This is a genomic window from Streptomyces sp. NPDC001514, from assembly GCF_053597075.1.
The window spans coordinates 201,763-215,727 of sequence record NZ_JBSFHO010000008.1 but is presented as its reverse complement, the minus strand read 5'-3'; the positions used below and the strand labels follow the sequence as shown (position 1 = coordinate 215,727).

Below are 13,965 nucleotides of genomic sequence, written 5' to 3'. Positions count from 1 at the left end.
CCGTAACCGGAGCTGTTGTGGTCCGGCTTCTGCGGGCCGTGCTGCCCCGCCCGTAACCGGAGCTGTTGTGGTCCGGCTTCTGCGGGCCGTGCTGCCCGCCCGTAACCGGAGCTGTTGTGGTCCGGCTTCTGCGGGCCGTGCTGCCCCGCCCGTAACCGGAGCTGTTGTGGTCCGGCTTCTGCGGGCCGTGCTGCCCCGCCCGTAACCCGAGCCGTTGCGGTCCGGCTCCCGCGTTGCCGTGCCGCCCTTCCGCAACCCCAACCGTTGTGGGCATGCGTTTCGCAGGGCGAGCGAACGAATGGGGGCACCCCCATGCCCGAAGGGCTACGGGGGAGGGTGGGCACAACCCCCGGGTGCCGGGTGCCGGGTGCCGGGTGCCGGGCCCGGTGGGCCGTCGGGTGCCGGGACCAGGCGGGCGTGGGTGCGCGCCCGCGCCGTACCGGTGTCGCACGGGCGCGCGGCGGAGGGTGGGATTCGGCCGAGCCCGCGGGACGTGGCACCATGCGGGCATGTCCTCCGCGCTGACCGATCTCTGTCGTTACCCGATCGTGCAGGCCCCCATGGCCGGCGGCGCCTCCTGCGCGCAGCTCGCCGCCGCCGTGAGCGAGGCCGGCGGGCTCGGTTTCCTCGCCGCGGGGTACAAGACCGCGGACGGCATGTACCAGGAGATCAAGCAGGTGCGCGGGCTCACCGGGCGCCCCTTCGGGGTCAACCTCTTCATGCCGCAGCCGCACTACGCCGACCCGGCGACCGTCGATGTGTACCGGCATCAGCTCGCCGGTGAGGCGCGCTGGTACGACACTCCGCTCGGCGACCCCGAGGCCGGCCGGGACGACGGCTACGACGCCAAGCTGGCCATCCTGCGCGACGACCCCGTACCCGTCGTGTCGTTCACTTTCGGCTGTCCCGCCCAGGACGCCGTGACCGCCCTCAAGCGCGCCGGAACGTTCACCGTCGTCACCGTCACCACGCCAGAGGAGGCCGAGGCCGCCCAGACCGCGGGCGCCGACGCCATCTGCGTCCAGGGCATCGAGGCCGGCGGCCACCAGGGCACGCACCGTGACGACCCCGGGACCGACGGCAGCGGCATCGGGCTCCTCGCCCTGATCACGCTGATCCGGGAGTCCGTGCAGCTCCCGATGATCGCCGCCGGCGGGCTCATGCGCGGCAGCCAGATCGCCGCCGCCCTCACCGCCGGAGCCGACGCCGCCCAGCTCGGCACCGCCTTCCTCGTCTGCCCCGAGTCCGGCGCGAACGCGCTGCACAAGCAGGCGCTGACCGACCCGCTGTTCACCAGGACGGAGCTGACCCGCGCCTTCTCGGGCCGTCCCGCCCGCGGGCTCGTCAACCGTTTCATGAGCGAGCACGGACCGTACGCCCCCGCCGCCTACCCCGAGGTCCACCACCTCACCTCCGGCCTGCGCAAGGCCGCTGCGAAGGCCGGCGACCCGCAGGGAATGGCCCTCTGGGCCGGGCAGGGCCACCGCCTGGCCCGCGAACTGCCCGCCGGGCGGCTCGTCGAGGTCCTCGCCGCCGAGATGCACGCCGCGAGCGCCGCCCTCGCCCTGCGGGACGCCTCATGACCGCCCCCGTCTTCCTCGTCGACCACGTCCACGCCGGGACCGTCGTCCTCGACGGTCCCGAGGGCCGGCACGCCGTCTCCGTACGCCGCCTCCGCGTCGGCGAGGGGATCGTCCTGACCGACGGCCACGGCACCGGCGGCTTCGGCACCGTCGCCGCCGTCGAGGGCAAGGACCGCCTCGAGGTCACGGTCTCCGAGCTGCGCGAGGAACCCGCACCCGCGCCCCGTATCACCGTCGTCCAGGCACTCCCCAAGGGCGACCGCGGTGAACTCGCCGTCGAGACCATGACCGAGACGGGCGTCGACGCGATCGTGCCGTGGGCCGCCGCCCGCTGCATCACCCAGTGGAAGGGCGACCGCGGCGCCAAGTCCCTCGCGAAGTGGCGCGCCACCGCCCGGGAGGCGGGCAAGCAGTCCCGCCGCCTCCGCTTCCCGGAGGTCACGGACGCGGCGACGACCAAAGAGGTCGGGCAGCTTCTCGCCGAAGCCGACTTCGCGGCCGTCCTCCATGAGGAGGGCGCCGAGCCCCTGGCCACTGCCGAGCTGCCCGCGACCGGCGACATCGTGCTCGTGGTCGGACCCGAAGGGGGCGTGTCCCCCGAGGAGTTGGCCGCGTTCGCCGAGGCGGGCGCGAAGCCGTACCGCCTCGGCCGGAGCGTCCTGCGCACCTCCACCGCCGGTACGGCCGCGTCCGCGCTGCTACTGGGCCGTACCGGCCGCTGGTCCTGACCCGGCCAACGCCCGCCCCACCAGCGCATCGAACAGGGGCCATCCGTCGGTCTCCGCGACGCCGTGCGCGGTCGGCAGCAGCCCGCGCGCCCCGGCCTCGTCGAGGAACCGGCGGACGACACCCGGCTCGTGCAGGTTGAGGGTGTTGTCGTGGCTGTCGCCGAGCAGGCCGGACCGCCAGTACGCGTCGGCCACGAAACGGCCCGAGCCACCACGGAACACCAACCGCAGCTGGGCGTGCGGGGCGTCGGCGCGGCGCACGGTCAGGATTTCGCGGCATTCCGGGTGGAGATGCCCGACCGACCAGAGCCAGACCTCCGGGCCCACCGTCAGCCGTCGGGGCGTGCGCTCGCGTCTCATGCCCCCACCGTATGCGGTGCGTTGTGGCCGCAAGTGGTCTACCGCGGCCCCAGCGGCGGTGGCACGCTGCCGCGTATGGGCGCGTACACACGTGTACTGGCAGCGATCGGACTCGCCGGCGCGGCGGCCCTCGGCGCCGTGGCGTGCGAGCCCGGCACCGGCGGGCTGAGCACGATGGCGGTGTCGTACACGACGGACACCACCGGCACCCGGGCGCTGGAGCGCGCCGGGGTCGATGTGCGCCGGCTCAGCTGTACGAGCACGCTCAATTCCGGGGCCACGAACTCCCCTTCGCCACAGAGCGTCGCCACCGTCGACTGCCAGGGGGAGACCGGCGACGGCAGGAAGATCACCATCACCGGCACGGTCACCCAGGAGCTCGGCGGCCGCTGCGTACGCGGCGACCTCACCGCGAAGGCCGGCCCGCGCACGGTCTTCCGCGCCCATGTCCTCGGCGACTGCACCGCCACCACCGGCCCCGCCCCCGCCCCTGCTCCCGGAGACGGAACCCCACGCCCCACGGTCACCGTCACGGTGACGGTCACGGAAACCCGCGCTCCCGGCAAGTGACCGTGCCCGTCCGCCCAGCCCCGCGGCGATAGCATGCGCACATACTGATCGTCGGAGTCATGAGTCGTGAAGGGGCCCGGACCATGGCGGGAGAACCGCAAGCCGACTGCCTGTTCTGCAAGATCGTCGCGGGGGAGGTGCCGGCCACCGTCGTTCGCGAGTCCGAGACGACCGTCGCCTTCCGCGACATCAACCCGCAGGCGCCGACCCATGTGCTCGTCATCCCCAGGGTGCACTACCCGGACGCCGCCACGCTCGCCGCGGCCGAGCCCACCGTCGTTGCCGACATACTGCGCGAGGCGGCCGAGGTCGCGGCCGAGGACAAGGTGGACACCACCGGCTTCCGCGTCGTCTTCAACACCGGTTCGGGCGCGGGCCAGACCGTCTTCCACGCGCACCTCCACGTCCTCGGCGGCCGCGGCTTCAACTGGCCGCCCGGATAGTCACCGAGTCACCCATGTCCGTACGAGAACTGGTCGTGCTCGGCACCGCCAGCCAGGTCCCCACCCGGCACCGCAACCACAACGGCTACCTGCTCCGCTGGGACGGCGAAGGCATCCTCTTCGACCCGGGTGAGGGCACCCAGCGGCAGATGCTGCGGGCGGGCGTGGCCGCGCACGACATCAACCGGATCTGCGTCACCCACTTCCACGGTGACCACTCCCTCGGCCTCGCCGGGGTGATCCAGCGCATCAACCTCGACCAGGTCCCGCACCCGGTCACCGCCCACTACCCGAAGAGCGGACAGCGCTTCTTCCACCGCCTCCGGTACGCCACCGCCTACCGCGAATCGGTCCTGTTGACCGAGGCCCCGGTCGCTGCCGGCGGCGTACTCGCCACCACCCCCGCCTACACCCTCGAAGCCCGCCGCCTCTCCCACCCCGTCGAGTCCTTCGGCTACCGGCTCACCGAACCCGACGGCCGCCGCATGCTGCCCGAACGGCTCGCCGCGCACGGCATCAAGGGCCCCGACGTGGGCCGTATCCAGCGCGAAGGGCAACTCGGCGGCGTCACACTCGAAGACGTCAGCGAACTCCGCCGCGGACAGCGCTTCGCCTTCGTCATGGACACACGCCTCTGCGACGGGGCGTACGAACTGGCCGAGGGCTGCGACATGCTCGTCATCGAATCGACCTTCCTCGACGACGACCACCAGCTCGCCACCGACCACGGTCACCTCACCGCGGGCCAGGCGGCGCGGGTGGCGCGCGACGCGGGCGTACGGCACCTCGTCCTGACGCACTTCTCCCAGCGCTACAGCGAGCCCGAGGAGTTCGAGCGCCAGGCCCGGGCCGCGGGCTTCGACGGCGAACTCTCCGTGGCCCGGGACCTCGTCCGGGTCCCCGTACCCAAACGCGACCTCTGAGCGAGCACCGATGTCACTCCTGACTCTCCCCAAGGCCGAACTGCACCTCCACATCGAGGGCACCCTCGAACCCGAACTCGCCTTCACCCTCGCCGAGCGCAACGGCGTCGACCTGCCGTACGCGGGCGCCGAGGACATCCGCAAGGCGTACCTCTTCAGCGATCTGCAGTCCTTCCTCGACCTCTACTACGGCCTGATGGCGGTCCTGCGCACCCCGGAGGACTTCGCCGAACTCGCCGACGCCTACCTCGCCAGGGCCTCCGCCCAGGGAGTACGGCACGCCGAGATCTTCTTCGATCCCCAGGCGCACACCGCCAGGGACATCCCCATCGGCAGCGTGATCGAGGGACTCGCGCACACGCTGGACCGCAGCGAGGAGCGGCACGGCATCTCCACGCAGCTGATCATGTGCTTCCTGCGGGACGAGTCCGCCGAGTCCGCGATGGCCACCCTCGACGCCGCGAAGCCGTACCTCCACCACATCAGCGGAATCGGCCTCGACTCGGCCGAGGTGGGCCACCCGCCCGCCAAGTTCCGCGAGGTGTACGCCGCCGCCGAGTCCCTGGGGCTGCGCAAGGTCGCCCACGCCGGCGAGGAGGGCCCGCCCGCCTACATCGCGGAGGCCCTGGACGTCCTCGGCGTCGAGCGCATCGACCACGGCCTGCGCGCCATGGAGGACCCCGAGCTCGTCGAACGCCTCGCCCGCGACCGGATCCCCCTCACCCTGTGCCCGCTGTCGAACGTCCGCCTCCGCGCCGTGGACACCCTGGAGGACCACCCTCTGCGCGCGATGATGGACGCCGGACTCCTCGTGACGGTCAACTCCGACGACCCCGCGTACTTCGGCGGCTACGTCGGCGACACCTTCCACGCGGTCCGCGAGGCCCTGTCCCTCGGCCAGGACCAGCTGCGCGAACTGGCCCGCAACTCCTTCCGCGCGGCGTTCCTCGACCACGACGAGCAGCGCCGCGAGAGGTACCTCGCAGAGGTCGAGTCGTACGACTTCGACGCGGACTGACAACGGTGCGCGGGCCGGTGCGGCCCGCGCCACCGGCGTCAGGACGCGAGTGCCTTCGACGAACGGTCGCGAAGGAGGCGGCGCCTGACGCGTACGGGTGCCGGCACGGGGATCTCCGCGACCGCCTGCTCCGGCGCGCCGATCTGCGGGACGCGCGCGCCCGACGGAGCGGCGCCCGCGACCACCGCCGCCGGGTTGCCGCCGCGGCGGCGCACCGCGCCCGGCACCAGCGGCCGGCCCGACGTGTGCAGGGCCACCGCGGTCATCGGCGCCGCCACGGCCAGCAGCAGCGCGCACAGCACGAGGCCCATCCCCGGATACCCCGCATGGTCCGAGAGGACACTCCCGGTCACCGGCCCGCACGCCACCCCCAGCGAGGACGCGGAGCCCACCAGCACCGCCCACCGCCCGCGCGCGTCCAGTGACGCGGCGAGGCCGATCAGATACGACAGGACCACCGGGTAGACGACGTTCCACGCCACCTCGCCGACCGCGAAACCCAGGAAGCCCCGCGCCGACGAACTGACCACGATGCAGGCGCCGATCAGCGCCGTACCGGCCCCGATGGGCACCGCCCGGCCGAGCCGCGAACCCAGCGCGCCGGCGCCGATGACGCCCGCGAGCCCCGCGCCCAGGCCCACCGCGAAGACCGCGCCGACGGTGACCTCGCTCAGCCCGGCCTGGGTGGTGCCGATCCGCCCGCTGACGCCCCACAGCGCGTTCTGCGCCATCGACCAGCAGAACATCGCGCCCGCCAGCACGACGCCCGAACGCAACCTGGGCAGCGGCACACGCGACCTGACCGGCACCGGCGCCGGGGCCTGGGCCGGGGCCCGGCCCGCGCCGGAGCCACCGGCCGCCTCCAGCCGCCCGGTCGCGGGCCACACCGCCACCGCGGCCGCGGCCAGCGCCGCGAACGGCAGCACATGCCCGCCCCCCAGCCGCGGAAGCGTCAGATACAGCGCCCCGGCGGCCGCCGACACCGCCAGCAGCCCCAGAGAGGATGCCCGGTGCGGATCGCGCTGCGCCGCGATCCCCGCCGCCGCGACCGCCGTCGCCGTACCCGAGCCGAGCCCGCCGACCGCCGCGCCTGCGACCACCAGCGGCACGTACGAGGTCATCGCGGCGGAGCCGTACCCGCCGAGGGCCAGCAACAGCCCGAGCCTGGACAGCCGCCGCGGCCCGTACCGCTCGACCCGCGACGCCAGGACGAAACCGGCGACAGCTGAATGGAACAGGAGGGTGGAGCCCACGACACCGGCTTCGGCGGGGCTGAGACCGAGTCCGGCGGAGAGCCGGCCGACAACGGTCGGCAGGAGGTAGGAGGCGAGGTAACCGGCGGCGAAGACGGCGACCAGGGGCCACGCGGCGCGCGGGCGCGAAGGCATGGGCGTTCCCGGGAACAGAGAGGGGTGAAAAAGGGGGGAGCGCCCGGTGTTGCACGGGAACGCGCGCCAATTTGTATCAAGTGCGCCCGGCCCCGGAGAAGCGGGAACGGCGTGAGCCAGGACACATTCCGTTTGCTCCGGAATCCCGGGGGTAGAGGTGCGCGAATTCTCTGCGCCGCAACCCGTGACGAGGGCCGGGGATCAGGCACACTGGCCAGATCCGTACCGCTCCGCACAGCTCTGCGCGCATTCCGGGAGCCACCGTGATCACGCCCGACGGACACCCGCAACGCACCCCCGGTGCCCACCCGTTGGTCCCCGGTGCCCACCCGCCGGACTTCGGCGCCCTCCCGCCGGGCGAGCGCGTCGACCCGCTGAGCGCCGTGCGCGGCGACGGCGACCCCGCGTGCGACGTCTTCCTCACCGGCACGGTCTTCCTCGACATCGTCTTCACCGGTCTCGACAGCGCTCCCGTCCGCGGTACCGAGTCCTGGGCCCGCGGTATGGGGTCGAGTCCCGGCGGCGTCGCCAACATGGCCACCGCGCTCGCCCGTCTCGGCCTGCACACGTCCCTCGCCGCGGCCTTCGGCGACGACCACTACGGCGAGTACTGCTGGGACGCGCTCGAACAGGGTGAGGGCATCGACCTCTCGATGTCCCGCACCATCCCCGGCTGGCACTCCCCGGTCACGGTCTCCATGGCGTACGAGGGCGAGCGGACGATGGTCTCGCACGGACACGAGGCCCCGCCCCCCGCGGACCCGGGCAACACCGTCCCGGCCGGGCCGCCCCGCGCACGGGCCGCCGTCGCCTCCCTCGTACCGGGCCGCCGCGAGGGCTGGATCGCCGAAGCGGCCGCCCGCGGCGCCCGGATCTTCGCCGACGTCGGCTGGGACGAAACCGGCCGCTGGGACCTCGCCGCCCTCCCTGGTCTGGAGCTGTGCGAGGCGTTCCTGCCCAACGCCGAGGAGGCGATGCGCTACACCCGCACCGACTGCCCGCGCGCCGCCGCCCGCGCACTGGCCGAGAAGGTGCCGGTCGCCGTCGTCACGCTCGGTGCGGAGGGTGCGTACGCCGTGGACGGCGCCACCGGCGAGACCGCGGAGGTGCCCGCGATCGAGGTCGAGGCGCTGGACCCGACGGGCGCGGGCGACGTCTTCATGGCGGGTTTCGTCACGGGCACGCTCGCCGGCTGGCCGCTCGCCGACCGGCTGGCCTTCGCCGGCCTGACGGCCGCGCTGTCGGTGCAGGAGTTCGGCGGGTCGCTCTCCGCGCCCGGCTGGTCGGAGGTGGCTGCCTGGTGGCAGCGGGTGCAGGGGTGCGCCGACCAGGACCCGCAGGCGCTGGCCCGGTACAGGTTCCTGGGCGAGCTGCTGCCCGCGGCGTGCCGCCCGTGGCCGCTGCGGCGCGCGGTCCCGACGATCGGATTCCGCCGCTCCGCGTGACTCCGCGTGCCCGGGGAGCCCCCGTCCCCCCGCTCGACGGCGCACGGGCGCGGATGGGTGCGGAAAAAGGCTTCGGGACTGTCAGTGCGGGGTCGTACGCTTGGTACTCCAGAGGTTGTCGAGCAGCGAGAACCCTGCAACGGGAGGTATGTGCAGGCCAGAGAGCCGGCCCATGACTCAGACACCCACAGCCCAGACCCCAGCGCCGGGGCAGGCGCGAGCCCACTTCACCGTCCCCGCCAAGCATCCGATGGTGACCGTTCTCGGTTCGGGTGACGCTCTGCTGCGCGTGATCGAGAAGGCCTTCCCGGCGGCCGACATCCATGTCCGGGGCAATGAGGTCAGCGCGGTCGGCGACGCGGCGGAAGTCGCACTGATCCAGCGCCTGTTCGACGAGATGATGCTGGTGCTCCGCACCGGACAGCCGATGACGGAGGACGCAGTGGAACGCTCGATCGCCATGCTCCGGGCGAGCGAGAACGGCAACGGACCGGACGAGACCCCGGCCGAAGTCCTCACGCAGAACATCCTCTCCAGCCGGGGCCGCACCATCCGGCCCAAGACCCTCAACCAGAAGCGCTACGTCGACGCGATCGACAAGCACACGGTCGTCTTCGGCATCGGCCCCGCCGGTACGGGAAAGACGTATCTGGCCATGGCCAAGGCGGTCCAGGCGCTGCAGTCCAAGCAGGTCAACCGGATCATCCTGACCCGGCCGGCCGTCGAGGCGGGCGAGCGGCTCGGCTTCCTGCCCGGCACGCTCTACGAGAAGATCGACCCGTATCTGCGGCCGCTCTACGACGCGCTGCACGACATGATCGACCCCGACTCGATCCCGCGCCTGATGGCCGCGGGCACGATCGAGGTCGCGCCGCTGGCGTACATGCGCGGTCGTACGCTCAACGATGCGTTCATCATCCTCGACGAGGCGCAGAACACGAATCCGGAACAGATGAAGATGTTCCTGACGCGTCTCGGCTTCGATTCGAAGATCGTCGTCACCGGTGACATCACCCAGGTCGACCTGCCCGGCAGCACCAAGAGCGGTCTGCGCCAGGTCCGGGAGATCCTGGACGGCGTCCCGGATGTGCACTTCTCCATGCTGACGTCGCAGGATGTCGTCCGGCACAAGCTCGTCGGCCGTATCGTCGACGCGTACGAGCAGTACGACAGCCGTAACGGCATCAACGGGAAGTGAACCGGTCAGCACCATGTCGATCGACGTCAACAACGAGTCAGGAACCGAGGTCGACGAGCAGGCGATCCTCGACATCGCCCGCTACGCACTCGCGCGGATGCGGATCCACCCGCTCTCCGAGCTCTCGGTGATCGTCGTGGACGAGGCCGCCATGGAGCAGCTCCACATCCAGTGGATGGACCTGCCGGGCCCGACCGACGTCATGTCCTTCCCGATGGACGAGCTGCGCCCGCCGGTCAAGGACGACGAGGAGCCCCCGCAGGGGCTCCTCGGCGACATCGTGCTCTGTCCCGAGGTCGCCCGTAAGCAGGGCGAGGAGGCGCCGACCCAGCACTCCATGGACGAGGAGCTCCAGCTCCTCACCGTCCATGGAGTGCTGCACCTCCTCGGCTACGACCACGAGGAGCCGAACGAGCGCGCCGAGATGTTCGGCCTGCAGGCGGCGATCGTCGACGGCTGGCGCTCGGAGAAGGGCCTGACCGGGCCGTCCCCGGCGCCGACCGTTTCATGAGCGCCCAGCTGGTCATCGGTGCGGTCCTGCTCGTCGTCGTCGCCTGGCTGGCGGCGTGCGCCGAGGCGGGCATCGCCCGCGTCTCCAGCTTCCGCGCCGCGGAGGCGCTGCGCTCCGGGCGGCGCGGCGCGGAGCGGCTCGTCCAGGTGGCGTCCGATCCCACCCGCTATCTCAACATGGCCCTGCTCGTCCGGGTCGCGTGTGAGATGGCGGCGGGGGTCCTCGTCACCTACGCCTGTCTGCAGGAGTTCTCCGAGACCTGGGAGGCGCTGACCGTCGCCATCGCCGTGATGGTCCTCGTCTCCTTCGTCGCCGTCGGGGTCTCGCCGCGCACCATCGGCCGCCAGCACCCGCTGAACACGGCGACGGCCGCGGCGTACGTCCTGCTCCCGCTGGCGCGTGTCATGGGCCCGGTCCCGCAGCTGCTGATCCTCATCGGCAACGCGCTGACGCCCGGCAAGGGCTTCCGCAAGGGCCCGTTCGCGAGCGAGGCCGAGCTGCGCGCGATGGTCGACCTCGCCGAGCAGGAGTCGCTGATCGAGGACGAGGAGCGCCGTATGGTGCACTCCGTCTTCGAGCTCGGCGACACACTCGTGCGGGAAGTCATGGTTCCGCGTACGGACCTGGTCTGCATCGAGCGCTACAAGACGATCCGCCAGGCGCTCACCCTTGCCCTGCGCTCGGGCTTCTCCCGGATCCCGGTGACCGGGGAGAACGAGGACGACATCGTGGGGATCGTCTATCTGAAGGATCTCGTCCGCAAGACGCACATCAACCGGGACGCGGAGGCCGAGCTGGTCTCCACGGCGATGCGGCCCGCGGCCTTCGTGCCGGACACCAAGAACGCGGGGGATCTGCTGCGCGAGATGCAGCAGGAGCGCAACCACGTCGCGGTCGTCATCGACGAGTACGGCGGCACGGCCGGGATCGTCACGATCGAGGACATCCTGGAGGAGATCGTCGGCGAGATCACCGACGAGTACGACCGGGAGCTGCCGCCCGTGCAGGAGCTGGGCGACGCGCGCTACCGGGTCACCGCACGGCTCGACGTCGGGGACCTCGGTGAGCTGTTCGGTCTCGACGAGTTCGACGACGAGGACGTCGAGACCGTCGGCGGCCTGCTCGCCAAGTCCCTCGGGCGCGTCCCGATCGCGGGCGCGAGCGCGGTGGTGGAGCTGCCGGACGGCCGCTCCCTGCGGCTGACCGCGGAGTCGCCGGCCGGCCGCCGGAACAAGATCGTCACGGTCCTGGTGGAGCCCGCGTGAGCAGCCGGATGACCCCTCAGCAGCTGAAGGCCGTCTGCCTGGAGCAGAACGCGGCGGTGGAGGACTTCCCCTTCGGGCCCGAGCACTCGGTCTTCAAGGTCGCGGGGAAGATGTTCGCCATCACCGACCTGGACGCCGCCCCCCTGACGGTGGCGCTCAAGTGCGATCCGGACGAGGCGGTCCGGCTGCGCGCCGAGTATCCGGCGATCGTCCCCGGATACCACCTCAACAAGCGCCACTGGAACACGGTGACGGTGGGCGAGCTCCCGGCCCGTATGGTCCGCGAGCTCATCGAGGACTCCTACGACCTCGTCGTCGCGGGCCTCCCCAAGGCGGAGCGGCTCCGCCTGGACCGGCCCTGAGACGGGGCCTGCCTGCCGGCCGACGACCCCCGTCCTATGCTCGCCACATGACTGAGAGCACCGAGCTTGGCCCCGAGGACCGCAAGATCATCACGCTGGCCCGCAGCGCACGCGCCCGCAACGGTGTGCCCGAGGGCGCGGCGGTACGGGACGAGACCGGGCGTACGTACGTCGCGGGGACCGTGGCGCTGGAGTCGCTGAAGCTCAGCGCGCTGCAGACCGCGGTCGCGATGGCGGTGGCGAGCGGTGCGAAATCCCTGGAGGCCGCGGCCGTGGTGACCGAGGCCGAGGCCGCGGCGGACGCGGACCGCGCTGCGGTGCGCGACCTGGGCGGCCCGGAGACCCCCGTCCTGCTGGCGGGCCCGGACGGAACGCTGCGTCTCATGGTCCCGGCCGGAAACTGAGCCCGCCCCAGGCCACCTGACGGCTCGCGGTCCCGGCCGGCGGCCGAGGCGGACGAACGCGCCGGCCGAGGCCGATGAACGCGCCGGCCGGGACGCGCCCCGTCGCCGACTGATGCGGCCGGACGCACAACGGTCGCTGTCGCCGCATCGATCGGCGGCAGCGGCCCTCCGGCATTTCTGTCGTCCGGTGAGTACCGATCATCCCGCAGATGCGGGAAGTTGACAGTATCTGATGACCCATCAGTTGGGACATTTCGATTCCATTGACTTCTTCTGCCCACCGGTCGTCAATGGCCCCCCGTAGGTGCGGAAGTACCGCAAGAGCCGCTGCACCCACACCCTCTGGAGGGGCAACCATGGCCATCTCGGGTCCACCGAACCGAAGATCTGCCGGCCGAAGACGCCGCTGGGCGGCAGCTCTGGGGGTGACCGCGCTCGCGGTCACCGGGGCCGGGGTACTGGCACCGCCGGCCGTCGCCAGGGCGACGGCGTCCGTGGCGGTGGACTTTCCCACGCACTGCGTGCCGCCACCCATCGCCGGTATCCCGCCGATCGACGGCACCACCACCGCCGAGATCACCGTCGACAACGCGGCACCCAAGGTCGGCGACACGGTCACCGTCACCTACACGGTGACGAAACCCGCCGCGAGCAACCCCGTCGACCTCGCGCTCCCCGCCGACATCATGACGCCCAGCGGCAAGGTCGCCCTCGGCGGCGCCCAGAGCGGCAGCGTCACCGTCACCGGCCCCAAGAAGAACCCGCCGGTGCCGGGCAAGGGCGCGTTCCCGCCGTTCTCCATGACCGGGACCTTCACGATCACCGCGCCCGGCTCGATCACCCTCTCGCCGGGCGACTACAACATCCACACCAGCTACATCATGGAGCTGGACACCCCCTGTACGGTGACGAACCCGCCCGCCCCCGTCTCCCAGACGATCATCGCGACGGACGAGGGCGGTCCGGTCAACGAGCGCAGCATCACGCTCGGCGCGGCCTCCGGGAAGCCCGGCGACCGGGTGACCGTCACCGGCGCCAGGTTCACCCCGAACGCCGATGTCACCGTGGCCGGCTGGAACGGCTCCGCGCCGACCGCCGACAGGATCACCGCCAAGGCGACCGCCACGGGCACCTTCATCTTCCGGCCGGCGATCAACGATCCGGCGACCGCCGGCATCGTCGCGTTCGAGGGCGAGAGCTGGGATCCGGCGAAGGGCGCCGGTCCGGCCGCGTACACCCTCGTCGGCGACGTGCCCCCGCTCAGCCAGCAGCTCGACTCCTCGGTCAAGGCGGGCACCCTGTCCATGACCCAGGCCGGGGACTCCGTCCAGCTGACGTCCGTCGACTTCGGCCGGGGCGGCGCCGCCACCGGAGACCTGAACGCGGTGACGGTCAAGGACTTCCGCGGCGGCCCCGCGGGCTGGTCTCTGACCGGCAGGGTCACCGACTTCACCGGACCCGGCGGGAAGATCGATGCGGGCAAGCTCTCCTGGACCCCGTCCTGCACCACCAAGGCGGGCAGCCCCAGCACCTGCGCGGCGGGCTCCGCGGGCGTCGTCGGCAGCGCCGGCGCGACCCTGGCGTCCACCCCCGACGGAGCGTTCACCGGCGGTGAGTTCACCGCGGGCGCGAAGGTGTCGCTGGACGTCCCGGCGTTCACGGCCCCCGGCACGTACGCAGCCGTACTCACCCTGACGCTCACGTGACCACCAGGCGGGCCGGGCGCGCACCCGGTCGGCCCGCCCCGACCCCGGGGGTTCCGCACCC

Annotated in this window: 15 protein-coding genes; 13 read left to right on the top strand and 2 right to left on the bottom strand. The window is 72.3% G+C overall.

Features of this window, described 5'->3' with window-relative positions:
* Window positions 1-509: 509 nt before the first annotated feature.
* Window positions 510-1,583, top strand: a complete 1,074-nt coding sequence (locus ACWCXB_RS12095) for a nitronate monooxygenase (protein WP_450721728.1) — start codon at window positions 510-512, stop codon at window positions 1,581-1,583.
* Window positions 1,580-2,311 carry a 16S rRNA (uracil(1498)-N(3))-methyltransferase gene (locus tag ACWCXB_RS12090; protein WP_450721726.1) on the top strand — a complete coding sequence of 244 codons (732 nt, stop codon included), beginning with the start codon at window positions 1,580-1,582 and terminating at the stop codon, window positions 2,309-2,311. Before ACWCXB_RS12095 ends, ACWCXB_RS12090 begins: the two co-directional genes overlap by 4 nt.
* Here the strand turns inward: ACWCXB_RS12090 and ACWCXB_RS12085 are convergent.
* Complete coding sequence (locus ACWCXB_RS12085; RefSeq protein ID WP_450721724.1) at window positions 2,282-2,671, bottom strand: hypothetical protein; 390 nt, start codon at window positions 2,669-2,671, stop codon at window positions 2,282-2,284. The genes ACWCXB_RS12090 and ACWCXB_RS12085 overlap by 30 nt on opposite strands.
* A gap of 75 nt (window positions 2,672-2,746) precedes the next feature.
* Between ACWCXB_RS12085 and ACWCXB_RS12080 the strand changes: the two genes are divergently transcribed.
* The 4 genes from ACWCXB_RS12080 (at window position 2,747) to ACWCXB_RS12065 (ending at window position 5,625) form a co-directional block, all read left to right on the top strand.
* Complete coding sequence (locus ACWCXB_RS12080; RefSeq protein WP_450721722.1) at window positions 2,747-3,241, top strand: hypothetical protein; 495 nt, start codon at window positions 2,747-2,749, stop codon at window positions 3,239-3,241.
* A gap of 83 nt (window positions 3,242-3,324) precedes the next feature.
* Complete coding sequence (locus tag ACWCXB_RS12075; protein WP_450721720.1) at window positions 3,325-3,684, top strand: histidine triad nucleotide-binding protein; 360 nt, start codon at window positions 3,325-3,327, stop codon at window positions 3,682-3,684.
* 14 nt (window positions 3,685-3,698) lie between these two features.
* The gene (locus tag ACWCXB_RS12070; protein WP_450721718.1) at window positions 3,699-4,607 is read left to right on the top strand and encodes a ribonuclease Z; all 909 of its coding nucleotides are present in this window, start codon (window positions 3,699-3,701) and stop codon (window positions 4,605-4,607) included.
* A 19-nt stretch (window positions 4,608-4,626) separates the two neighbouring features.
* Window positions 4,627-5,625: an adenosine deaminase gene (locus ACWCXB_RS12065; RefSeq protein ID WP_450721750.1), complete on the top strand. Its 999-nt coding sequence runs from the start codon at window positions 4,627-4,629 to the stop codon at window positions 5,623-5,625.
* A gap of 38 nt (window positions 5,626-5,663) precedes the next feature.
* Here ACWCXB_RS12065 and ACWCXB_RS12060 read toward each other — a convergent pair whose 3' ends face one another.
* Window positions 5,664-7,013, bottom strand: coding sequence for an MFS transporter (locus ACWCXB_RS12060; RefSeq protein WP_450721716.1), 1,350 nt, complete (start codon window positions 7,011-7,013; stop codon window positions 5,664-5,666).
* A 374-nt stretch (window positions 7,014-7,387) separates the two neighbouring features.
* Between ACWCXB_RS12060 and ACWCXB_RS12055 the strand changes: the two genes are divergently transcribed.
* The 7 genes from ACWCXB_RS12055 (at window position 7,388) to ACWCXB_RS12025 (ending at window position 13,904) form a co-directional block, all read left to right on the top strand.
* Complete coding sequence (locus ACWCXB_RS12055; protein WP_450721748.1) at window positions 7,388-8,458, top strand: carbohydrate kinase family protein; 1,071 nt, start codon at window positions 7,388-7,390, stop codon at window positions 8,456-8,458.
* Window positions 8,459-8,630: 172 nt separating this feature from the next.
* Window positions 8,631-9,656: a PhoH family protein gene (locus ACWCXB_RS12050; RefSeq protein ID WP_450721715.1), complete on the top strand. Its 1,026-nt coding sequence runs from the start codon at window positions 8,631-8,633 to the stop codon at window positions 9,654-9,656.
* A gap of 13 nt (window positions 9,657-9,669) precedes the next feature.
* A complete protein-coding gene (ybeY, locus tag ACWCXB_RS12045) occupies window positions 9,670-10,167 on the top strand; it encodes an rRNA maturation RNase YbeY (RefSeq protein ID WP_450721713.1) in 498 nt (165 codons plus the stop codon).
* Window positions 10,164-11,432, top strand: a complete 1,269-nt coding sequence (locus ACWCXB_RS12040; RefSeq protein WP_450721711.1) for a hemolysin family protein — start codon at window positions 10,164-10,166, stop codon at window positions 11,430-11,432. Before ybeY ends, ACWCXB_RS12040 begins: the two co-directional genes overlap by 4 nt.
* A gap of 8 nt (window positions 11,433-11,440) precedes the next feature.
* Window positions 11,441-11,794 carry an MmcQ/YjbR family DNA-binding protein gene (locus ACWCXB_RS12035; protein ID WP_450721746.1) on the top strand — a complete coding sequence of 118 codons (354 nt, stop codon included), beginning with the start codon at window positions 11,441-11,443 and terminating at the stop codon, window positions 11,792-11,794.
* A 47-nt stretch (window positions 11,795-11,841) separates the two neighbouring features.
* Window positions 11,842-12,198 (top strand): cytidine deaminase, encoded by a 357-nt coding sequence (locus tag ACWCXB_RS12030; RefSeq protein WP_450721709.1) that lies wholly within the window; start codon window positions 11,842-11,844, stop codon window positions 12,196-12,198.
* Between the two features lie 356 nt (window positions 12,199-12,554).
* Window positions 12,555-13,904 (top strand): beta-xylosidase, encoded by a 1,350-nt coding sequence (locus ACWCXB_RS12025; protein WP_450721707.1) that lies wholly within the window; start codon window positions 12,555-12,557, stop codon window positions 13,902-13,904.
* Window positions 13,905-13,965 lie beyond the last annotated feature (61 nt).

What these genes read in the sequence shown, in the direction of transcription:
- ACWCXB_RS12040 (WP_450721711.1), top strand. Translation starts at nt 10,164, where the DNA reads ATGAGCGCCCAGCTGGTCATCGGTGCGGTCCTGCTCGTCGTCGTCGCC.
- ACWCXB_RS12075 (WP_450721720.1), top strand. Translation starts at nt 3,325, where the DNA reads ATGGCGGGAGAACCGCAAGCCGACTGCCTGTTCTGCAAGATCGTCGCG.
- ACWCXB_RS12030 (WP_450721709.1), top strand. Translation starts at nt 11,842, where the DNA reads ATGACTGAGAGCACCGAGCTTGGCCCCGAGGACCGCAAGATCATCACG.
- ACWCXB_RS12095 (WP_450721728.1), top strand. Translation starts at nt 510, where the DNA reads ATGTCCTCCGCGCTGACCGATCTCTGTCGTTACCCGATCGTGCAGGCC.
- ACWCXB_RS12025 (WP_450721707.1), top strand. Translation starts at nt 12,555, where the DNA reads ATGGCCATCTCGGGTCCACCGAACCGAAGATCTGCCGGCCGAAGACGC.
- ACWCXB_RS12050 (WP_450721715.1), top strand. Translation starts at nt 8,631, where the DNA reads ATGACTCAGACACCCACAGCCCAGACCCCAGCGCCGGGGCAGGCGCGA.
- ACWCXB_RS12085 (WP_450721724.1), bottom strand. Translation starts at nt 2,671, where the DNA reads ATGAGACGCGAGCGCACGCCCCGACGGCTGACGGTGGGCCCGGAGGTC.
- ACWCXB_RS12035 (WP_450721746.1), top strand. Translation starts at nt 11,441, where the DNA reads ATGACCCCTCAGCAGCTGAAGGCCGTCTGCCTGGAGCAGAACGCGGCG.
- ACWCXB_RS12090 (WP_450721726.1), top strand. Translation starts at nt 1,580, where the DNA reads ATGACCGCCCCCGTCTTCCTCGTCGACCACGTCCACGCCGGGACCGTC.
- ACWCXB_RS12080 (WP_450721722.1), top strand. Translation starts at nt 2,747, where the DNA reads ATGGGCGCGTACACACGTGTACTGGCAGCGATCGGACTCGCCGGCGCG.
- ybeY (WP_450721713.1), top strand. Translation starts at nt 9,670, where the DNA reads ATGTCGATCGACGTCAACAACGAGTCAGGAACCGAGGTCGACGAGCAG.
- ACWCXB_RS12070 (WP_450721718.1), top strand. Translation starts at nt 3,699, where the DNA reads ATGTCCGTACGAGAACTGGTCGTGCTCGGCACCGCCAGCCAGGTCCCC.
- ACWCXB_RS12060 (WP_450721716.1), bottom strand. Translation starts at nt 7,013, where the DNA reads ATGCCTTCGCGCCCGCGCGCCGCGTGGCCCCTGGTCGCCGTCTTCGCC.